This is a genomic window from Rhizobium sp. A22-96 (genome assembly GCF_053521805.1).
The window spans coordinates 303,953-323,857 of the sequence record NZ_JBNWDQ010000006.1 but is presented as its reverse complement, the minus strand read 5'-3'; the positions used below and the strand labels follow the sequence as shown (position 1 = coordinate 323,857).

General features: G+C 59.5%; 18 protein-coding genes. 11 read left to right on the top strand and 7 right to left on the bottom strand.

All coding sequences use genetic code 11. The features are described 5' to 3' along the window. Window positions 1–14: 14 nt before the first annotated feature. The 3 genes from ACQZ6F_RS26270 to ACQZ6F_RS26260 form a co-directional block, all read right to left on the bottom strand. Window positions 15–899, bottom strand: a complete 885-nt coding sequence (locus tag ACQZ6F_RS26270) for a carbohydrate ABC transporter permease (RefSeq protein WP_449094661.1) — start codon at window positions 897–899, stop codon at window positions 15–17. Continuing rightward, complete coding sequence (locus tag ACQZ6F_RS26265) at window positions 896–1,798, bottom strand: carbohydrate ABC transporter permease (protein ID WP_449094660.1); 903 nt, start codon at window positions 1,796–1,798, stop codon at window positions 896–898. The genes ACQZ6F_RS26270 and ACQZ6F_RS26265 overlap by 4 nt, the downstream gene beginning before the upstream one ends. A gap of 93 nt (window positions 1,799–1,891) precedes the next feature. Beyond that, entirely contained in the window at window positions 1,892–3,232 is a 1,341-nt protein-coding gene (locus ACQZ6F_RS26260; protein WP_449094659.1) for an ABC transporter substrate-binding protein, read from the bottom strand. Window positions 3,233–3,465: 233 nt separating this feature from the next. Between ACQZ6F_RS26260 and ACQZ6F_RS26255 the strand changes: the two genes are divergently transcribed. The 3 genes from ACQZ6F_RS26255 to ACQZ6F_RS26245 all read left to right on the top strand — a co-directional run bounded on the left by ACQZ6F_RS26255 (window position 3,466) and on the right by ACQZ6F_RS26245 (window position 7,190). Further along, on the top strand, window positions 3,466–4,488 hold the full coding sequence (locus tag ACQZ6F_RS26255; RefSeq protein WP_449094658.1) for a LacI family DNA-binding transcriptional regulator: 1,023 nt from the start codon (window positions 3,466–3,468) through the stop codon (window positions 4,486–4,488). A gap of 137 nt (window positions 4,489–4,625) precedes the next feature. After that, window positions 4,626–5,636, top strand: coding sequence for a hydroxyacid dehydrogenase (locus tag ACQZ6F_RS26250; protein WP_449094800.1), 1,011 nt, complete (start codon window positions 4,626–4,628; stop codon window positions 5,634–5,636). 48 nt (window positions 5,637–5,684) lie between these two features. Then, the gene (locus ACQZ6F_RS26245; RefSeq protein WP_449094657.1) at window positions 5,685–7,190 is read left to right on the top strand and encodes an aldehyde dehydrogenase family protein; all 1,506 of its coding nucleotides are present in this window, start codon (window positions 5,685–5,687) and stop codon (window positions 7,188–7,190) included. Window positions 7,191–7,217: 27 nt separating this feature from the next. Here ACQZ6F_RS26245 and ACQZ6F_RS26240 read toward each other — a convergent pair whose 3' ends face one another. Both ACQZ6F_RS26240 and ACQZ6F_RS26235 read right to left on the bottom strand, forming a co-directional pair. Further along, window positions 7,218–8,849 carry an alpha/beta hydrolase gene (locus ACQZ6F_RS26240; protein ID WP_449096340.1) on the bottom strand — a complete coding sequence of 544 codons (1,632 nt, stop codon included), beginning with the start codon at window positions 8,847–8,849 and terminating at the stop codon, window positions 7,218–7,220. 154 nt (window positions 8,850–9,003) lie between these two features. Then, window positions 9,004–9,462: a DUF1801 domain-containing protein gene (locus ACQZ6F_RS26235; RefSeq protein WP_077467501.1), complete on the bottom strand. Its 459-nt coding sequence runs from the start codon at window positions 9,460–9,462 to the stop codon at window positions 9,004–9,006. A 149-nt stretch (window positions 9,463–9,611) separates the two neighbouring features. Here ACQZ6F_RS26235 and greA point away from each other — a divergent pair, with 149 nt between their 5' ends. Beyond that, window positions 9,612–10,094: a transcription elongation factor GreA gene (greA, locus tag ACQZ6F_RS26230; RefSeq protein WP_449094655.1), complete on the top strand. Its 483-nt coding sequence runs from the start codon at window positions 9,612–9,614 to the stop codon at window positions 10,092–10,094. Here greA and ACQZ6F_RS26225 read toward each other — a convergent pair. After that, a complete protein-coding gene (locus ACQZ6F_RS26225) occupies window positions 10,078–11,010 on the bottom strand; it encodes a LysR family transcriptional regulator (RefSeq protein ID WP_449094654.1) in 933 nt (310 codons plus the stop codon). The genes greA and ACQZ6F_RS26225 overlap by 17 nt on opposite strands. A 246-nt stretch (window positions 11,011–11,256) precedes the next feature. On the opposite strand from ACQZ6F_RS26225, the gene ACQZ6F_RS26220 reads away from it, so the two are divergent. The 5 genes from ACQZ6F_RS26220 to ACQZ6F_RS26200 all read left to right on the top strand — a co-directional run bounded on the left by ACQZ6F_RS26220 (window position 11,257) and on the right by ACQZ6F_RS26200 (window position 16,454). After that, entirely contained in the window at window positions 11,257–12,381 is a 1,125-nt protein-coding gene (locus ACQZ6F_RS26220) for an ABC transporter substrate-binding protein (RefSeq protein ID WP_449094653.1), read from the top strand. Between the two features lie 14 nt (window positions 12,382–12,395). Further along, window positions 12,396–13,487: a FecCD family ABC transporter permease gene (locus ACQZ6F_RS26215; RefSeq protein WP_449094652.1), complete on the top strand. Its 1,092-nt coding sequence runs from the start codon at window positions 12,396–12,398 to the stop codon at window positions 13,485–13,487. Next, window positions 13,484–14,266, top strand: a complete 783-nt coding sequence (locus tag ACQZ6F_RS26210) for an ABC transporter ATP-binding protein (RefSeq protein ID WP_077467496.1) — start codon at window positions 13,484–13,486, stop codon at window positions 14,264–14,266. The genes ACQZ6F_RS26215 and ACQZ6F_RS26210 overlap by 4 nt, the downstream gene beginning before the upstream one ends. 472 nt (window positions 14,267–14,738) lie before the next feature. After that, window positions 14,739–15,839: a porin gene (locus ACQZ6F_RS26205; protein WP_449094651.1), complete on the top strand. Its 1,101-nt coding sequence runs from the start codon at window positions 14,739–14,741 to the stop codon at window positions 15,837–15,839. Between the two features lie 300 nt (window positions 15,840–16,139). Beyond that, window positions 16,140–16,454: a hypothetical protein gene (locus ACQZ6F_RS26200; protein ID WP_077467495.1), complete on the top strand. Its 315-nt coding sequence runs from the start codon at window positions 16,140–16,142 to the stop codon at window positions 16,452–16,454. A 223-nt stretch (window positions 16,455–16,677) separates the two neighbouring features. Here ACQZ6F_RS26200 and ACQZ6F_RS26195 read toward each other — a convergent pair whose 3' ends face one another. Then, complete coding sequence (locus ACQZ6F_RS26195; RefSeq protein ID WP_077467494.1) at window positions 16,678–17,454, bottom strand: L,D-transpeptidase; 777 nt, start codon at window positions 17,452–17,454, stop codon at window positions 16,678–16,680. Window positions 17,455–17,757: 303 nt separating this feature from the next. Here ACQZ6F_RS26195 and ACQZ6F_RS26190 point away from each other — a divergent pair, with 303 nt between their 5' ends. Continuing rightward, on the top strand, window positions 17,758–18,432 hold the full coding sequence (locus tag ACQZ6F_RS26190; RefSeq protein WP_077467493.1) for a response regulator transcription factor: 675 nt from the start codon (window positions 17,758–17,760) through the stop codon (window positions 18,430–18,432). Next, window positions 18,429–19,886, top strand: coding sequence for a sensor histidine kinase (locus ACQZ6F_RS26185; protein WP_449094650.1), 1,458 nt, complete (start codon window positions 18,429–18,431; stop codon window positions 19,884–19,886). The genes ACQZ6F_RS26190 and ACQZ6F_RS26185 overlap by 4 nt, the downstream gene beginning before the upstream one ends. The last annotated feature ends 19 nt before the right edge of the window (window positions 19,887–19,905 follow it).

Genomic DNA, 19,905 nt, shown 5'->3' with positions numbered 1-19,905 from the left:
GTTTCTCCGCAGCTTCAAGCCTTGACGCCGCCGGCACCCAGGCCACCTTGCCAGAAGCGCTGCATGACGATGAAAGCTATAATGACAGGAACAATGCTGATCAGTGCGCCGGCCAGCACGAGTGTAAAGAGTGCGGCACCACCGCCCGAGCCGACCGTTGCCGTCGCATACCATTGGGCAAGGCCGACCGTGACTGGAAAATATTCCGGCGAGCTCAGCACGACCAACGGCAGGAAGTAGTTGTTCCAGGTCGCGACGAAGGACAGGATCAGCACGGTCGCAAAGCCGGGCATCAGCAGGCGCAGCGCCAGGGAAAAGAAGATGTGCAGCTCGCCGGCGCCATCGACGCGGCCGGCATCGAGCAGCTCGTTCGGGATCGCACCGTCGGCATAGACGCGCATCAGGAAGACGCCGGGCGGATAGACGAGCGACGGCAGGATGACAGCCCAGGGCGTGTTGACGATGCCGACCTTGGACATCAGCAGAAACAGCGGCACCACGAGCGCCGTCTGCGGGATCATGACGGCGCCGAGGATAATCGCAAAGACCAGCCGCTTGCCGAGAAATTCATACTTCGCGAGCGCATATCCGGCCATGGTCGCAAAGAGTGCGGCGCCGATCCCGGCCGTGGTGGCGTAAACGATGGTGTTGAGCAGCCAGCGGGCAAAGATGCCACCCTGATAACTGAAGACCTGCTGAATGTTCTCAAACAGCTTGAAGTCGCCGGCAAACCAGAGACCGAAGCTTGTGAAGAGATCGTTGTTCGATTTCGACGCGGACACCAGAACATAGAATAGGGGCAGGGCGGTATAGAGCCATATCACCAGCAGGATGGCTGACAGCATCCAGCGGTTACGACGGAACGATGGCGAGCGCTTCGATTTACCGACAATGGTCATGCCTTGCCTCCACGATTGACGATGAGCATGAAGGCATAGGAGATCACAGCGGTGACTGCGCCGAGCAGGAAGGACATGGCGGCCGAGTAATTATATTGCTGGTTGGCGAAGGCGAGCGTGTAGGCATAGTAGTTCGGCGTGTAGGAATTGGTGATGCTGAGCGGGGCGAGGTTTCGCAGCAGATAAGGCTCCGAGAAGAGCTGCAGCGAGCCGATGATCGAGAAGATGATGGTGACGACCACCATGGGTGCAATCAACGGCAGCTTGACGCGCAGCGCATAGACGAAAGCGCTTGCGCCATCCATCGACGCGGCTTCTTCCAGATCGGACGGGATCGCCTGGAGCGCGGCGTAGTAGATGATCATCTGATAGCCCGTATATTCCCAGTTCGCGATATTGGCGATCGACGGGAGAATTGTGCTGGCCCCGAGAAAATTCGGCGCCGGAAGCCCGACGGCATTGGCGAGCTGCGTGAACGGGCCGAAGGCCGGCCCATAGAGATAGCCCCAGATCAGCGTGGCGATGACGGCCGGGACGGCATAGGGCAGGAACAGGCTGATGCGAAAGAAGCTCTTGGCGTAGACCGTGCCGCTATTGAGGATCAGCGCGATCAGAAGCGCGATCGCCACCATGCCGGGGATCTGGATGACGGCGAATTTGAGGAGCACGACAACGCCCTGCCAGAATTTCGGGTCGCCCAGCGCGCGCACGAAATTATCCGCTCCGACGAACTTGGTGCCTGCAACCACGGTGGTCTTATAGACCGCCAGATTGAGGGCATAGAGCATGGGAGCGATCAGGAAGGCGATGAAGAGCAGCGCAAATGGCGCAAGGAAGAGCAAGGGCGCCAGTTTCTTGCTCACGCGGCGGCGGCGCTTGCGGCTACTAGGACCAGCCATTTGTGGTGTCTCCGGCTGTGAATTGCGCCTGCGCCTCGGCGCGGGTCATGCGAGAAAGATATGTGCGGGGGCGAGGCCCCCGCACGGAGTCCATCAACCGTTGGAAACGGTATAGCCCTGATCGGCGCAATAGGCGCTGACGCCCGCCTGCAGGCGATCGAAGGCATCACTCAGCGAGCCCTTGCCGCCGATCGAGGCGGAGAGTTCCTGCTGCACCTGGCCGGCGAGGTAATCCTGGAACGGCGCATACTGGAACGACGAGTCGACGTGCTTGGCCGCCTCGACGAAGACCTCGTTGACGGCCTGGCCGCCATAGAGATCGTATTTGTGATTGATGAGCTCCGGATCCGAGACCAGTTCCTTGAGGACCGGGAAAAGGAACTGTTTGGTGTTCCAGAGGCGCGCGGTCTGAGGATCGGCACCGAGGAACACGGCAAGCTGCGTTGCTTCCTTCGGATGCTTCGTGGTCTTGAAGGTCGCAAAGGTGGAGCCGCCGAGATTTGCGGTCACATATTTTCCTGCATCCCATTGCGGCAGGGGAGCGGCGCGCCAGTGGCCGTTGCTCTTCTTGGCAAACTGCGGAATGAACACGGCACCCCAGGCGCCCGTCATCCAAGAGGCATAGGTGCCTTCGTCCAGGCCCGTGAACCAGTCGGTGGTCCAGACCGGGGTTTTGACGCCCACGGCCTTCGCATCGATGAGATCCTGCCAATAGGCGGCCCATTTCTTGGCGATGGCATCGTTCAGGTTGAGCTTCAGATCCGTGCCCTTGAGCTCGAACGGCTTCCAGCCGGCCTGCGCCAGAAGAGCGATGACCCAGCCGCCATCGGCGGTGCCGCCGAAATTGGTAAGGAATGTATCCGGTGATGCCTTGCTCAGTGCTTTCGAGCTTTCGGCAAAGGCGGCCCATGTCTTCGGCACTTCGATCTTGTGCGCATCCAGAACGTCGGCGCGGTAGAGAATGCCCATCGGGCCGGAGTCCCACGGAATACCATAGACGGCGGCGCCGTCGGAAGCGGACGTCCAGGTCCAGTCGATGAACTTGTCCTTGACGTCGTTGGCGCCGTATTGGCCCATGTCGAGCAGCGCTTCGAGCTGACGGAAGCCTGGAATATTGGTGAACTCGACCTGGCCGACGTCAGGCAGGCCGGTGCCAGCCTGGATCGCGTTGCGCAGTTTCACATATTCGGCAGGCCCCTGGCCGGCATTTTCGAGCTTGACGCTGATATGCGGGAAAGCCTTGGTGAACAGATCGATCTGGGACTGCGTGTCGGGCGTCCAGGCCCACATCGTCAGCTCGACCTTTTCCTGCGCCATGGCCGGTGCACCGAGGCCTGAGAATACGGCTGCAGCAGCACCCGCACCAGCCGCCTGCAGCAGCTGCCGCCGGCTCAATGCGATCTGGATTGCATCCTTTTTCATGTCGTTGGTCATTGCATGTCCTCCCACATTCGATGAAACCGCACCCTCCCGGATCGGCTTTTTCATGATGACGCGCAATTCATCACGCGCAATTTGCGTTGTCAATTGCGCAATTTGCGAACTTATGCAAAATATGTCGCAAGTTTCGTGTGTGCGATAAAGACAGAGCCGTTGATATCGGCGTCCGGGGATGGATTTCTCACGAGAATCCCGTGATTATCCGGGGTAAATTGAAGGGTAGGCATTTGACTCGTTCACCTAAGTCCAACGCAAATCAGCTCGAAATTGCGAAGGCGGCTGGCGTTTCCGTCAGCACTGTGTCCCGCGCGCTTTCGGACGCTCGCGGGATCAGCGATGAGCGACGCCTGCAAATTCGCAAGATTGCCGAGGATGCCGGCTATTTTGGCCGATCCAGGGCAGCGGCGGCTCCGACAAGGCATTTGCGGGCCTATGTGACCGGCAGCCTTGCAACCGGGGGCTTGGCGCCTTTCTACGAGGCGGTGATCGCCGGGTTGCGTGACAGCTCGAATGACGGCGGCTTCAGCCTTTCGATCCGCATGGTGGACGAAACTTCGCTTGGTCCGCATCGCATGGCCCGCGACCAGGAAAAGGAAGAGGCCGATGTCACGATTTTCGTCGGCATTGATCTGAACGACAGTCTGGCCGGCTATTTCCTCAACGGCAGCCACCGCGCGGTGCTCGTCAACGGCTATGATCCGGATATGCGTTTCGACTGTGTTGCGCCCAATAATTTCTACGGCGCACGGCTGGCCGGTCGGACCCTGCTCAAGGCGGGGCACAGGAAATTACTTTATATTCATGATCATACGCGTTGGACAACAATCCAGCGCCGCCGCGGGTTCTACGCTTCCCTCGAAGAGTTTCCGGGTGCCTCCTGTACGGCGATCGGCGTCGCCAATGGTGTCGATACCGCGCTGCTGGCGGAGGTGGAGCGGCGAGCAAAGGGTGAGGCGGATTGGACCAGCGTGTTCTGTGCCAACGATATGGGTGCGTTCCGCCTGATGAATGCGCTTGAGGCTGTGGGGCTCAGCGTGCCGGGAGAGGTTTCGGTCATCGGCTTTGACGACCTGCCCTATGCCGCGATGATGCATCCTCGACTGACGACGATGCGGGTCAATTGTCTGGAGATGGCCCGCCAGGCAATTCAGCTTGCGCAGCGGCGCATTGCCGAGCCGGATGCCATGCCGATGCAGGTCGAATGTGCTGTTGCGCTGGAGTCTGGCGCAACTGTCGCGCAATTTGCGTGAATTGAAGAAATATTCGTTCTTATATTGCGTAACTTGCGTTTGTATGCGATCTCATTTCGCGAATGGCCTGATTGCCGTTCAGCATTTGCGGACATCGTTCCGCCAGGAGTTCGCTGTTGCCATCGCCCTCAAATATCATGCCCCCGCCAAGGCTCAGCTTTGCTTTCGGTCCTCTCGGAATAGAAAAGCTCTTTTCCCCTGCGGATCTGCATCGGCTTGAACGTTGCTGCAGCATCGTTTCCAGCAAGCCTCTCCGGGAGTTTCAAGGTGAGGAGGCGAAGGCACAGCTCGCCGAGACGGATATTCTGGTCACGGGTTGGGGGTGTGCCGCAATCGATGCGGCCGTGCTGGAAGCTGCGTCATCTCTGACGCTTGTCGCCCATGCGGCAGGATCGGTGAAACATCTTATCGGACCTGATGTCTTCGAACGAGGAATTGCGGTGACGAATGCGGCTGCCGCCAACGCCGTTCCTGTCGCCGAATTCGCGCTTGCCGCCATCCTGTTTGCCAACAAGGATGTCTTTCGCTTCCAGCGGCTTTATGCCCAGCAGCGGCGCTCCCTCGAAATGCATCAATCCTTCGATGGCGACAGCGGCAGCTGGCACAAGAAGGTCGGCATCGTCGGCGCCTCGCGCATTGGCCGCCGCGTCCTCGAGCTTCTCCGCCCGCATGATATGGATATCCTGCTCTACGATCCGCTCGTGGATGCAACCGAGGCTGCCGAACTGGGCGCTCGGACGGCATCTCTTTCGGAGCTGATGGCCGAGTGCCAGACTGTCTCCCTGCATGCGCCGCTACTGGCAACGACGCAGCACATGATCGATGCTTCAATGCTCGCCCGGATGCCGGATGGTGCGACATTGATCAATACGGCGCGGGGCGGCCTTGTCGATCAGGCAGCACTCGAAGCCGAACTTTCGAGCGGCAGGATCTCTGCCATTCTCGATGTCACCGAACCAGAGGTGGTCCCACCGACATCACCGCTCTATGATCTGCCGAATGTCGTTCTGACACCCCATATCGCCGGCGCAATCGGCAATGAGCGCCAGCGCCTCGGCCGGCTGATCGTCGACGAGATCGAACGGTTCGTTGCCGGCGCGCCGCTGCAACATAGTCTGACTTTGGAAAGCCTGCGCTACCAGGCGTGAGATGCCGGATCGCAGGATGCCTGAAATTCGTATCGTGAGGATAGCCACATGACCGCATACCCTTTCATCGCACCTCGTCTCGACGATCCGCGGCTTCTGCAGCAGCGGCGCTATAGCATGGTGATCGGCGGTAAATCGGTACCGGCCCTTTCGGGGGAGACGATCACCCGGGAAAGCCCGGCCCATCCGGGTCACATCGTCAGCACGATCCCGAAGGGCAGCCGCGCCGATGCCGAGGCGGCAATCGCCGCTGCACGCAAGGCATTCGACAATGGCCCCTGGCCGAGGATGACTGGTGGTGAGCGCGCCCGCATCATGCGCCGCGTCGGTGATCTGATCGAGGCGAATATCGAGGAACTCGCGACCATCGAGGCGCTTGAGGTCGGCAAGGCCATCAGTCAGGCCCGTGGGGAGATCGGTTTCGCCGTCAGCCTCTGGCACTATGCCGCCGGCCATGCCCAGGGGCTTGAAGGGGAGGCGCATAATGATCTCGGCCCGAATACGCTTGGTCTCATTCTGCGCGAGCCTGCCGGCGTGGTCGGCCTGATCACCCCTTGGAATTTTCCGCTGCTGATTGGCTCGGAGCGGATTCCGTGGGCGATCGGAGCAGGCTGCACCGTCGTCATCAAGCCGAGCGAGTTCACCTCGGGCTCGACGATCCGCATGGCAGAACTTGCGCTTCAAGCCGGTTTACCCGAGGGCGTGCTGAACGTCATCACCGGATATGGCGCCGATGTCGGCCAGATTCTGGCCGAGCATCCCGATGTCGATGTCGTCAATTTCACCGGCTCGCAGCGTGTCGGGCGTCTGATCGGCGCTCTCGCTGGACAGAATATTAAAAAGGTGGGGCTGGAGCTTGGAGGCAAGGGCCCGCAGGTGGTTTTTGCCGACGCCGATCTCGATGCCGCGGCGGCAAAGATTTCAGGCGGTGTCTTTCATTGCTCCGGGCAGGTCTGCATCTCCGGCAGCCGCCTGATCGTGCACGAGAGCATCGCCGATGCACTTCTGGAAAAAGTGCAAAAGGTAGCAGGACAAATCGTCACCGGCGATCCGCTGGATGATCGGGTCAATGTCGGTGCCCTCATTCACCAGGGGCATCTGGACAAAGTTGCCGGCTATGTCCAGCAGGGCAAGGCCGATGGCGCGCAGGTGCTGGTGGGCGGCGACCGGCTGGGCGAGCTGGGTGCCTTCTACGCCCCGACGATTTTCACCCATGTCACGCCTCAGATGGCCATTGCCCAGGACGAAATCTTCGGCCCGGTGCTGACCACCTTCCGCTTCAAGACGGCAGAAGAGGCGATCCGAATGGCAAACGACACGCCCTATGGCCTGTCGGCCTGCGTCTGGTCGACCAATCTGTCGACTGCCTTCCAGGCCATTCGCCGCATCAAGGCCGGCCGGACCTGGATCAACGGCATGGGAGATGGCGCTCCGCAGCTGGCGATCGGCGGTTACAAGCAGAGCGGCGTCGGCCGCGAACTCGGCAAGCACGGCTTTGATGAATATTCCGAGCTGAAAAGCGTCCACGTTACGCTGTCAGCTTTTCCGGGATAGTCACTGTCGCCTCCCGATTCCGGTGCCTTATGGCGTCATGCCGAAGCGGGAGGCGAAAAGCGATTTGAGGCGCATGACGTCCTGCGGAGCGATCGAAGCATCCGTCAGGGATATCCAGCTATCGATATAGTGCTGCGGAGCATAGATATGCCCGTAACCGATCGGCGAGGTCGTCGCGATCATCATGTCGAACAGAAGCTGGAGCATCGTCACCACGGGTATCCAGGTGAGCTCCGGCGAAACGTCCGGACCGCGTGGCGCCTTCATCCATTCCGGCTCGCGGAAGGCGGATGCTGCGTTGAAGAACACGACCGGGTCGCTCGCATATTGCAGATAGACGACGCGAAGTGGTCCCCAGGGGGCCGCGAACTGGTCCGGCGCATGCTCCTGGTTTGCAAAGCGGATCACGGAGCCGTCGCGAAATGTCGGCAACCATTCCGGCGTGCCGGGATTGCGGGCTGCGGTCGCCGCCTTCCATCTGGCACTGCGGAACGGAGGGCCGCTCCAGAGCGCACCATTCACCGGATCGCCGATAACATTGTAGATGTCGAGCGACAGCTGCGAGTTCAGCGCGCCGAGACTCAACCCATGCAGATAGAGCTTCGGACGCTTGTCCCGAGGCAGCTTCGACCAGTAGCCATAGACGGCGTCGAACAGGTCGACCGCCGTTTCCTCGCCCTGTTGCGGTTCGAAGAGAAGCGACATCCAGCTCGACAGATAGGAATATTGCACGGCGACACTGGCGACGTCGCCATGCTGCAGATATTCGAGCGTATCCATGGCGGCCGGATCGATCCAGCCTGTCCCTGTGGGAACGATCACCACCAGCATGGAACGATTGAAAGCGCCCTGCCGTATCAGCTCTTTCAGGGCAAGTGCAGCCCGCTCTTTGCTGGTGTCGCCGTTGTTCAATCCGACATAGATGCGAAGCGGCTCCTGTGCCCTAGCATTCCAGAAGGTTGAAATTTCGGTTGCTGTCGGGCCGGATGCAACGAAGTGCCGTCCCTGTCGCCCCAATCCCTGCCAGGCGACAAGCGAGGCGGTACTACCGGTCTTTGTCGCATCCCGCGGGCTCGGCAAATCGTCATCGATCAATGCGTCAGCCTGCTTGAAGGAAGCGTCGGCCGCATCAAGCGCGCCGCGAAGCAATATGCCCTGCCCGATAGACCAGAACAGCGCGACGGCAAGCAAGGCGCCTACGACTTTCGAGAGCCGGCTTGGCACGACGCGCGAAAGCCATCGTGAAAACACCAGGTAGGCCAGGCGAAACAAGCGGCCGATGATCAGCGCAGCCAGGAAGGTAGCTGCGGCCACTGCCGCGAGCCAATATGGATCGGCGCTGGCGATCGGCGGCATCTTCCACAGAATGCGGATCGAGTTTTGCCAGAAGGTCGCGTGCCAGAGTGCGGCAAGGCAGAGGATCAGGCAGGCGATGCCGATCAGCCAGCGTGCCAGTCTCAACGACTTAGCTGGAGCCGGGAGTTGCAGATAGAACCAGAGCCAGGTGAGGGCCGTCCCGATCATATAGCCGACGCCGGCGCTGATGCCCGAGAGGGCGCCTTGGACAAGATAGGATCGCGGCATCAGGCTCGGCGTCAGCGAGGCCGCGAAGAAGATGAGCCCCATGACCATGCCGAGGAGGGAAAGGGAACGGAACATCTCCTTGTCCAGTCGGCGCATGGTTATCCTTTTGCTTGGCGCGGAAATGCAGGCAACGGTTACCCGCGGGATGGGTTGCGACTTCAGGTGGATGCTACGCAATCAAGCCCGGAATGCCAAGAAATGTCCGTGACGATATCTCGGCCGCCGGCTTTTACATGCGCTCGCCGGGCAAGTGGCTTGCCTGCCGCACCCAATCGGCAAGCTGCGGCTCGTCGATCGGGTCGCCCTCATGGATGTTGAGGTAGCGTGTCTGTTCGCTCTTGGATTCGCCGGGTGGGATCGGATGAAGCAATGCGCCGCGAAAGAATGCGACCTTGATATACTTCGCAAAGCAGTGAATGCCGAGAAACCAGCCGTCGCCCTCAATACCGTAGAGCGGCGAATTCCATTTGACCGCCTTCTGAACATTGGGGATGGTTTTCGTGATGAGTGTGTCGACACGGCGTCCGACCTCGCTTTTCCAGCCCGGCATGGCGGCGATATAGGCCTGCACCGGTTCGTCGCCATAGCCCTTGGCAATCTGTGGGTTGCCGCCTGAAAGCAATTTGGGCGCCGATGCGCTTTTGCCGGACACAGGCGTCGTTGATTGCTTTGGGGGTCTATTCGCCATTGCATTTCTCCGCAGCCGGTATCCGGTCTATGGTATAAGGCTGATTTGGTGTTTCGTCTTCATTGTTCCAGATATGCCATGTGCCCCGCTGGTCAAAGCGGGCTGATCATCTGGGATAAAAGTGCAGCGCGTCGAAGTGGAGTTTGGAATTGAGCACAGCGTTCATGAAGGAAGAAAGCGCCGAAACGGCAGCTGAAACCCTGTTGCCCGACCGGACGATTTCCCCGCATCCGAATCTTGTGACCGAGGCGGGATTGAAGGCGCTGGAGCAACAGCTCCAGCAGGCGCGCGAAGCCTATGAAGCAACGACCTCAATCGAAGATATCAATGAGCGCCGCCGGCAAGCCGCCATCCCGCTGCGCGACCTGCGTTATCTTGTCGAGAGGGTGCGCACTGCCGAGATCATGCCGGCTCCCGTTTCTTCGGACCTCGTCGCTTTTGCAAGCACGGTCACCTATAGTCGCGAGGATGGCCGTGTGCAGAAATATCGGATCGTCGGCGAGGACGAGGCCGACCCCAAGGCCGGATCGATCTCCTATGTCTCCCCGGTGGCAAGGCTGCTGATGGGCAAGGCGGTCGGCGATTTCGTCAGCCTCGGTAGCGAGGAGCTGGAGATCACTGCGATCGAATAGAGCGCTCGCTGTGAGACGTGACGGCACTCCTGATCGCATCGCGCAACCAGATATGCGCCGGCTGGGAATCCAGCCTTCTGTGCCATCGCATGCAGGTGGCAATCCTGGGTGAGATAAATGGGAGTTCGCTTATTGCGAGGCGGGAACCCTTGCAGATCGCTTCGGCAATCGGCCGTCTCATCGGAACATAGATATCCTGCTCCGACAGGACATCGGTGCATCCGAGCAGGGGCACGGAATGCTTCACGTCGCGATGCATCTGCCGCTCGCCAAGCCAGCGGTCGAGGAAACCGGTGTCGTCGCCGGCGGACGAGAGATGCAGGTGCGGCTTGCCGATCAACTCTTCAGCCGTCATTGGAGTTTTCGCCTTGCGGAGTTCCGAGCGATGGACGATGACGAAATCGTCGCTGCTCAAATCCTCGGAGGCGAAGCGTTCCCGGTCTTCGCCCGGGCGGCCAATGAAGAGGTCGAGTTCGGAAGCATCGATCATGCGGTCGATGTCGGCCGTGCCGCTCGGGCGCAGGTTCAACGATATGCTGGGCGCAACAGCGCCGACAGCAAGGACGATTTTCGATGTCAGCGCGATCGCCGAGCAATTGTCGACGGCAAGTTTGAATTTCTGTTTCGATGTCGCCGGTTCGAACGGCCCCGATTGAAGGCCGAGTTCGAGATAGCTCAGCGCCTGTCTTATGGGTTCGGCGAGTTGCTCGGCGCGGGACGTCGGCAGCATTCCCTGGGCTGAGCGGACAAAGAGGTCATCATCGAGCGCATGGCGCAGACGCGCCAGCGCATGGCTGGCGGCGGGCTGGCTCATGCCGAGGCGCTGGGCGGCGCGCAGGATGTTGCCCTCCCGAAAGACGGCATCGAACACCCGCAGAAGGTTGAGATCGATACTGTTGATGTTGGGGGAATGCATGGCTGCCGATCGTCGATAATTCACTTCGCTTCGGCAACATGCACATTTGAAACGAAAAGTGGAGATCAAAATTCATATTATGCATATCGGTATGACGAGGTTTCAGTTCCACGCCGGGCAGGATTGATGCAAGAGACGCTCATTCTGCCGGCTTCTCGTCATCCTTTGATGTGGGCCGCTTTGTTTTAACCGGCGGTCCCGAGCAGTTATTTCAGCGGCTGGAGCGGCCGCCAAGGAGTATTGTCGATGACGATTGCCGGATCGCTGTTCAAGGCGCTGCGTGTCCTTGCCCTCCTATCGCTTGGTTTGGCTCTGCCCGCCATTTCACGTGCCGGCGAAGTGACCGACGTGCTTGGACGCAAGGTCAATGTGCCCGATCACGTCTCGCGCATTGTGCTCGGCGAAGGGCGCCTCAGCTATGCTCTGGCGCTGCTCGACAGGGACAACCCGTTCCAGCGGATCGTCGGATGGCAGAACGATCTGCGCAAGCTCGATCCTCACACTTTCGATACTTACAAGAAGAAATTCCCGTCCGTCGCCGATATCGCCGTAATCGGCGAGACCTCCGAGGTGAGCGTCAGCGTCGAGACCATTCTCGCCCTGAAGCCGGACCTCGTGATCTTCAGCGTTGCCGGCGAGGGCCCGAAGGCTCATAGCCCGATTGCGGATACGCTGGCACAGGCCGGTATCGCGGTCGTCTATGTCGATTTCCGCGTTTCTCCCATCGAGAACACCCCGAAGAGCATCGCGCTTATCGGTGAGGCGATCGGTCGTCAAGCGGAAGCAAAAGCCTTTACGGACTTCTACTCCCAACACCTTGGCTTGATTACTTCCCGCGTCGCCTCCCTGAAGGATGAGCAGAAGCCGAGCGTATTTGTCGAGCTCTTGGCGGGCGTATGGCAGGCGCCGGGCCACACGACAGGCAATGGTGGCCTTGGCCAGTTCGTGACGGCCGTCGGCGGGAGCAATATCGCGGCCGGTGTCGTGCCCGGCGCCATCGGCGATGTTGCGGTTGAATATGTTCTCCATGCCGATCCGGATATCTACATTGCTACCGGCAACCGAGCACCGGGCCTGCTTTTGGGCGCCGGCGTCGAGAAGGAGACAGCGCAGAAAAGCCTCTATACGGTTCTGACGCGCCAGGAATTCAGGGATCTTCGGGCAATCCGGGATCGCAAAGCCTATGGTCTTTGGCACGATTTCTACAATTCGCCCTACAACATCGTGGCGATAGAGGCTCTGGCGAAATGGATCCATCCGGAGCTTTTCCAGGATATCGATCCGGCCAAGACGCAACAGGAGATGGCAAAATCCCTCCTGGCTATCGACAACACCGGTACTTACTGGGTTGAGCCCAGCGCTACCAACTGATGGGACACGGGGGAATGGATGCCTCCGTAACGCCTCGGAGCAAACTTGAAGCAGGCAGCACGGCCGGCTTTGCCGAGACACGGGTGGCCTATCGCCGCCTTGTTGGCCGGCGCCTGATCATCATGGTCTTGCTATTGGGGTTGCTGTTGACCTCCTTCGGCTATGATCTCGTCACGGGATCATCGGGCATGAGCGTCGCCGATCTCCTTCATGGCATTTTCCACCCGGCGGATCTGTCGCCGACCGACCGCGCCATCATCTGGAACGTCCGCCTGCCTTTCGCGCTGATGGCGCTGCTCGTCGGGGCATCGCTATCGCTTGCCGGTGTGGAAATGCAGGTCGTCCTCAACAACCCGCTTGCCAGCCCGTTCACACTCGGTGTCGCCTCGGCATCAGCACTCGGTGCATCAACGGTTATTGTCTTTCATCTTGCGCTGTCCTGGCTTCCCTATAATTGGCTCGTCTCGCTTGCTGCCTTTGTCTTTGCCTTCGGGTCGGTGCTTCTGCTGGATGCGCTATCGCGCTTGAGGGCCGCCAGCATGGAAACGATGGTCTTGCTGGGGATTGCGCTGGTCTTCAGCTGTAACGCCGTGGTGCTGTTGTTTCAGCTTGTTGCAACGGAGGATGCGCTGCAGCAGCTGGTGTTCTGGTCGGTCGGCAGTCTTGCCCGCGCCACATGGGACAAGGTCGCGATCCTCGCGGTTGCGCTCGTGGTTGTCATGCCGATGTCGTTTGCCTCGGCGGGGAGAATGACGGCCTTGCGCATGGGGGAGGAGCGGGCGATCAGCTTCGGCATCGATGTCGTGCGGCTGCGCTATCTCTCGCTGTTGCGGGTCAGTCTCCTGTCGGCCATGGCGGTCGCCTTCGTCGGTACCATCGGCTTCATTGGTCTCGTCGGGCCGCATATAGCGCGACTTCTTGTGGGCGAGGATCAGCGTTTCGCGCTGCCGGCGAGCGCTCTTATCGGTGCTCTCCTGCTGTCGCTTTCATCGATTGCCAGCAAGACCGTGCTGCCGGGGCTGGTCGTGCCCGTCGGCATCGTCACGGCGCTTGTCGGCGTACCGGTCTTCGTCGTGCTGATTTTCAATGCAAGGCCAGGCCGATGACGAGCGAAGTCAACGGCCTCGTCATTCGCAAGCTTGCGGTCGCCTATGGCCGCAAGAAAGTAGTAAGCTCGTTTTCGCTGGGGCCGGTGCCGCGCGGTGCGGTTCTTGCCCTGCTCGGGCCGAATGCGGCCGGCAAATCTACGCTGTTGCGCGGTATCGCGGGGCTTGGCTCTGCTTCTGGCGAGGTTCTGCTCGACGGCATCGATCTGGCACGGCTATCGAGGGTCGAACGCGCGAAGAAGATCGTCTACATGCCGCAATCGCAGCCGCCGGGCATTGCCTTGCCCGTCATTGAGGCCGTCATGAGCGCTTGCAGCGGCTTGATGGGTCGCGAGGCGGCAATGCGCGAAGGCTATGATGCGCTTGCGCAGCTGGGTGCCAGCGACCTTTCCATGCAATTGCTCTCTGAGCTTTCCGGAGGGCAACGTCAGATGGTTGCTCTTGCCCAGGCGGTTGTGCGTCGGCCCGATGTGCTGCTGCTCGACGAACCCACAAGCGCGCTCGATCTCAGGCATCAGATTCGCGTCATGGAATGTGCAACAGCCCTTGCCCGCGAGCAGGGCACGATCGTGCTTGCGGTTCTTCATGACGTCCCGTTGGCACTGCGCTATGCCGATACGGTCGCCGTGCTCAAGGGCGGGGATCTTATGGCATATGGCGAGCCCGGGGCTATCGTCACCTCGCAGATGCTTGCCGATATCTACGGCATCGAAGCTCGCGTCGAGCGCTGCAGCCATGGGCGAATTCAGATCATGGTCGACGGCACGTTACCGCAATAATCCGGCGACATTGCCGCAACTGATTATTTGAAACCATGCGGCAGCTCTGCATCGCAGCTGCGCTGACTGATTCTAGCGCTCTAGTCTTAGAGGGCGGGTATCCGCGAAACTATGCCGGTCTTGCGAGGTTGCATGGACAAATGAGGCTCGAGAGAGATCGATCTAAGGTTGAAACGGGGTGTCGGGATTGTCACAATTCTGTAGAGTTTCACCGTCTCGTCGAGCCGAGATTTTGCGGAAAACAGCGTAAAATGCCCTCTAATAGCCATTTGCGCCAAGTCGATGCGTTGTTTCTGCAACAGGACGCATATACGTTTTGTCACATATTTCTGGGTTGTTGTAAAAGGGCGGCCTCAAAAGCATTTTATTCATGGAAGCGAAACGCTGAGCTTCAACTAGGTACTGAAACTTGATGTCGAGCGGCCCCCCAGGTTCGTCAATCGCGCAAGTACATTTGAAGAATGGAGTTACCATGAACATCAAGAGCTTGCTTATCGGCTCCGCTGCTGCGCTATGCGTAGTATCCGGTGCGCATGCGGCCGACGCTATCGTCGCCGCTGAGCCGGAGCCATTGGAATACGTTCGCATTTGCGACGCTTTCGGCGCTGGCTATTTCTTCATTCCCGGCACTGAAACCTGCCTCAGAGTAGGCGGCAAGGTTCGCACGGAAGGTCAGTGGTATGACCCCTACAATCGGGCCAGCACCATTGGTACAAAGTGGCATACTCGCGCTGAACTCAACCTCAACACCGCAACCGACACGGAATATGGTCCGCTGAAGACGGAGACCATCGTTCGCTGGGACTGGAATGACGGCGGCGCCACCACGACGAACCTGCTTTGGGCCTACATCACCCTCGGTGGTTTCACGGTCGGTAAGACGGACTCGCAGTACAACCAGTTCGTCGGTTATGCCGGCGATGTGATCCAGGACGACGTCATCTATGACGGTCCGTACGAATTGAACCAGCTGACCTACAACTACGACAGCGGTACCGGTTTTACGGGCGTCATCTCCCTCGAAGACAGCAATTCCGGCACCACCACCAGCGCCTATGGCGGAAACTGGCAGTTGTCCAAGGCTGACCATTACGCTCCGAACGTCGTTGCCGGTCTCGGCTACAAGGCTGGGATGTTCGGCTTCAAGGTCGTCGGCGGCTATGACTCGATCGTCGAGCAAGGCGCCATCAAGGCCCGTATCGATGCCGACTTCGGTTTCCTCACGGCCTTCCTGATGGGTGGCTGGAACACCGATGGCGATAAGCTCAACCAGTATGCCGGCTCGAACCAGAACGTATCGGCCTGCACTTCGCCCGCGGGCGTTGTCAATGGTGCAAAATGCGGCTGGGGTGACTGGGCAGTGTGGGGCGGTGTTGGCGTACCGGTCAACGACAAGCTGAAATGGAACCTGCAGCTCGCCTATACAGACTCGAAGATCTTCGAAGCCACCACGAACGTGAAGTTCAACCCGGTGAAGAACCTGCTTATCGAGCCGGAAATCACCTACGTTCACTACGACTATGCCAACGACGACACAGTCTCTGGTATCCTGCGTTTCGAGCGGACATTCTAAGGCCAGCCGGCTTGGCTTGACCTTCATGAGAAATCGGGCCCGATGATGGATCGGGCCCTGTTTGTCTCAATCCGAGGCGATTGGAAAACCTAACCCGGCCTGCACCGTGCCAATGGGTACCATGCAAGGCTGGACGGCCTTCGGCTCGTGCCATTTGACGCGCGAGCTTGCCGAGCGATCGTTCGCGATTGCAACCTCTGCAGCTGACAAAGGGAAGTCGGCTTACTGTCATAAATGTGAAGCTAATGAAGGGATATCTCATCCTTTCTAGCGCTATTTGGTGCCACTAAAGGAAGCCCTATGAAGACGATTATCATACTTGCGGCCGTTGGAATGATGTTCACCACCAACGCCATGGCCATGTCGGCCTACAATTCCAAGTCCATGAGCTGCGCAACGGTGCATGAAAAGATGGCCCAGGAAGGGTCGATCGTGCTGCGATACCCATCACACCATCCAGGCATGATGATGTACAACCGCACGGTCTCGAATTCGATGTCTTGCCTTGGCCAGGGTGCGATGACCAGCGCCAGCGTTCCAACAAGCGACGATCCAAGCTGCAAGATCAAGACCTGCAGCTTCGCCACGGGCAAGGGCCCGAACAAGAACCACTAAATGGATTGAGGGCCGGCTATCAATTCGTCGGCCTGTCCATGAATTGAAACGCCAGACGGCAGGATCAATCCTGCCGTCTGCGGCGTGGATTTGCCATTTACCGGACGTTCCGTCTATTCAGACGATGCCTGGCCGAGATGCCGGAGAGGGTGAGTGTCAGCCCTCGAATAGGCATGGATATCGGCTCAGTCGCTGACGCCATCCACTGATCTGAAGGGCTGCCTCAGGTCGAGGTTACCGGGACAAGCGGGGTCTGATGAACGACGATACGGGCGTGATATGGGACGCGGTCGTAGAGATCGATCGCATCCTGATTGATGAGCCTGACACAGCCTGACGACGTTGCCTTGCCGATCGATTTCCATTCCGGCGTGCCGTGCAGGCGATAGAGCGTGTCCTTGCCGTCCTGAAAAATATAAAGCGCGCGTGCCCCGAGGGGATTTTTCAGTCCCGGCGCCATCCCGCCGTTTGCGACCGAGAATTTCTCGAGAGCGGGCTGACGGGCAATCATGTCTGTCGGCGGCTTCCAGCGCGGCCAGTGCTGGCGCCAGTGGATGATGCCTTCGCCCTTCCAGGCAAAACCTTCACGGCCGATACCGACGCCGTAACGCATCGCCTTGCCGCCTGGCAGCACCAGATAGAGGAAACGCCCGACCGTATCGACAACGACGGTGCCTGCAGGCTCGCCCGTCGGGTCTCTAACCTCTTGACGGAGGTATTTCGGATCGATCTTCTCGTAGGGAATGGCGGGGATCGTGAAGCCGCCATCCTGGACCTGCGCATAGCGGGCCGCAATTTCCGGGGACGCTACGGGAGCGGCGACGGGCTCGATGACCGGTTTGACGAGTGGGGGGGCCGGCAATGGCGTCTGCAGACGAGCTTGGTCTTCTGGGGCACCTTGCGGGCCGGACACCGTGGTGCAGCCGGCCAGCGTGGCGGACGCTGCCAATGAACCAAGAATAAAAGCGCGACGGGATAGGGAGGATGAGATGCGGGTCATGGATATCGTCAGGGAATTGTTACGTAAATAGGTCGGTCGGGCGAATCTGCCGCCTGACCTCTAAGTTTGATTTGTGGCGGGATTAGACCGACTAGAGGTCGAATGGCAAGTCTTTAACAACTTTCGCGCAGGCTGACCATGCTGCGAATGCTTGCTCGTCGCATCGGTGGCTCACCCAATTGAAACCGCTCCGATCGCGGCTTGCGCTCTATCTCGTAAGTCGACATGTAATGTAGCCGCAATCTTTGGCATGTGAGTGGGGGAAGGGGATGGCAAGAGGCTGTCCTCGTCAAGGAGAAGCCATTGCGAATCTTGCTGCTTGAGGACGAGCCGGAAATGGCTCGAGCTTTGCTTGAGGCGCTGAGGCGCCGCGATGTGCTCGCCGATCATGTCCGCACCATCGCGGATGCCGATGCCATGGCGCGCGTTGGCACCTATGATGTCCTGGTTCTGGATCGACGCCTGCCGGATGGCGAGGGACTGGATCTTGTTGCCGCCCTTCGCCAACGCAAATACCCGGTACCGATCCTTGTCCTCACTGCTCTCGGCAGCATCGACCACCGCGTCGACGGGCTTGATAGCGGCGCCGATGATTACCTTGCCAAACCTTTTGCTATCGAGGAACTGCTCGCCCGGCTGCGGGCACTTCAGAGGCGAGGCCCTGCCATTTCCGATAAGTATCTGAATTTCGGTAATCTGAGCGTCGACCCCCGGAGCAACGAAATCTCCATAGCAGGATCGGTCGTCGAGTTTCCGCGGCGCGAATACCTGGTGCTGGAGACGTTGATGCGTCGTCCGAACCGGATCGTCACGAGGTCTAACCTGATCGAAGCGGTCTATGCGCTGGAGGACGAAATCGGCTCGAACGCATTGGACGCCCATATTTCGCGGATCAGAAAGAAGCTCGTTCAGGCCGGCGCCGCGGCTGAGATAAGAGCTGTGCGCAACATTGGCTATCTGATCCGGGCGAAGGCATGAAGGTAGAGCGCAGCCGGTCGTTGCGATGGGGGCTGATACGGCGCCTGATCATGTTGCAGGCATTTCTTCTGGTTCTCTTCGTCGTCCTGTTGGCCGGCTGGATCTGGATCATCAATCCCGAGCTGGAAGACGCCAACGAAGAAGCGGTGCGTGTCGTTGCGCAACATGTGGCGAGAGATGCCGATGGCCGATTGCAGGTTGCCGATGCGCCGGAAATTGCGGAGTTGAAGCAGCGCTATCCGGATCTCTGGTTCACAGTCCGGGGTGTCGATGGGCCTGTCTTTCAATATGGAGAGATACCGGTGGTTCCTCTCCAGCAGAGCTTTCCCTGGACGATCGAAAGAGCGCGGGTGGAAGCCGGCAATGGAACGCATGCGACAGTCGAGAACCGGGACACGCCAGTCGGCAGGCTCCAATTCGTGGCGGCGACCGAACGCGGTTTTGCGAATGACGGCCTCAATGTCTGGATCAATATGCGGGTCGATGTCGCAAAGGATGCCAACGGGGAAGTCCGCTGGCTGACCGTATTGCCGGGCATGGGAGCCATCATTCTCATTGCGGTTTTCCCGATGCTTGCGCTCACCGGCGTTGCCACCTTGCTCGTTACGCCGCGTGCGGTCGGGCGATCCCTGAGCGGGCTGGTGGAAACGGCAACGCAAGCGCAGGCGATCGATTTCGAAAACCGGTCGGCCCGTCTCGATCGCTCGAAAGTGCCGAACGAGATCATTCCCATGGTCGATGCGTTCAACCACGCCCTTTCCAAACTGGATGAGGGATATAATCGGCACAACCGCTTTCTGGCTGACGCAGCCCATGAACTGCGGACGCCGATCGCAATTGCGCGTACACGGGCCGATCTTCTCCCAGAGGCTGAGGTCAGCCGGCAGCTTCGGGACGATATCGATCGCCTCTCCCGCGTGGCGCACCAGCTTCTGGAGATGCAGGCCATCGGCGCGGTCGAATTGCGCGCGGAGCAGAAGGACCTCAACCTGCTGGTCGAGAATATTGCCGCCGATCTTGCCCCGATTGCGATGGATGCGGGTTACGATTTTGACTTCGAGCCGAGCCCCGAGGCGGCTGTCTTTGTGATCCAGACATCGACGATCGAAATGGCTGTCGTCAACCTCATTCGAAACGCGATCGATCACGCCGGCGGCAAGGGCGCAATAGTCGTCAGAGTGGGCGCTGCTGGGACGATCGATGTCTGCGACCAGGGGCCGGGCATCGCGCCATCGGAGCGGGACCGGGTTTTCGAGCCGTTTCGCCGCATCAACACCAGCTCGTCCGGCGCCGGCCTCGGACTGAACCTCGTCAAGAAGGCCGCAGAGATTCACGGCGGAAAGGTGTCATTCTTCGATACCAACCAAGGTTTTTGCGTGCGGCTGGAGATCCGTTCGATCGCCTCATCCGTCGCGAAGGATCAGGGCGGCCGAGGCGGCAAGAAGCAAGGTTGATTCAGCCGCGTGAATTATG

Bases quoted from the DNA above. Each gene is read 5' to 3' on its own strand.
- ACQZ6F_RS26270 (WP_449094661.1), bottom strand. From the start codon at position 899: ATGACCATTGTCGGTAAATCGAAGCGCTCGCCATCGTTCCGTCGTAAC.
- ACQZ6F_RS26265 (WP_449094660.1), bottom strand. From the start codon at position 1,798: ATGGCTGGTCCTAGTAGCCGCAAGCGCCGCCGCCGCGTGAGCAAGAAA.
- ACQZ6F_RS26260 (WP_449094659.1), bottom strand. From the start codon at position 3,232: ATGACCAACGACATGAAAAAGGATGCAATCCAGATCGCATTGAGCCGG.
- ACQZ6F_RS26250 (WP_449094800.1), top strand. From the start codon at position 4,626: ATGCCCCCGCCAAGGCTCAGCTTTGCTTTCGGTCCTCTCGGAATAGAA.
- ACQZ6F_RS26245 (WP_449094657.1), top strand. From the start codon at position 5,685: ATGACCGCATACCCTTTCATCGCACCTCGTCTCGACGATCCGCGGCTT.
- ACQZ6F_RS26240 (WP_449096340.1), bottom strand. From the start codon at position 8,849: ATGTTCCGTTCCCTTTCCCTCCTCGGCATGGTCATGGGGCTCATCTTC.
- ACQZ6F_RS26235 (WP_077467501.1), bottom strand. From the start codon at position 9,462: ATGGCGAATAGACCCCCAAAGCAATCAACGACGCCTGTGTCCGGCAAA.
- ACQZ6F_RS26225 (WP_449094654.1), bottom strand. From the start codon at position 11,010: ATGCATTCCCCCAACATCAACAGTATCGATCTCAACCTTCTGCGGGTG.
- ACQZ6F_RS26220 (WP_449094653.1), top strand. From the start codon at position 11,257: ATGACGATTGCCGGATCGCTGTTCAAGGCGCTGCGTGTCCTTGCCCTC.
- ACQZ6F_RS26215 (WP_449094652.1), top strand. From the start codon at position 12,396: ATGGATGCCTCCGTAACGCCTCGGAGCAAACTTGAAGCAGGCAGCACG.
- ACQZ6F_RS26210 (WP_077467496.1), top strand. From the start codon at position 13,484: ATGACGAGCGAAGTCAACGGCCTCGTCATTCGCAAGCTTGCGGTCGCC.
- ACQZ6F_RS26205 (WP_449094651.1), top strand. From the start codon at position 14,739: ATGAACATCAAGAGCTTGCTTATCGGCTCCGCTGCTGCGCTATGCGTA.
- ACQZ6F_RS26200 (WP_077467495.1), top strand. From the start codon at position 16,140: ATGAAGACGATTATCATACTTGCGGCCGTTGGAATGATGTTCACCACC.
- ACQZ6F_RS26195 (WP_077467494.1), bottom strand. From the start codon at position 17,454: ATGACCCGCATCTCATCCTCCCTATCCCGTCGCGCTTTTATTCTTGGT.
- ACQZ6F_RS26185 (WP_449094650.1), top strand. From the start codon at position 18,429: ATGAAGGTAGAGCGCAGCCGGTCGTTGCGATGGGGGCTGATACGGCGC.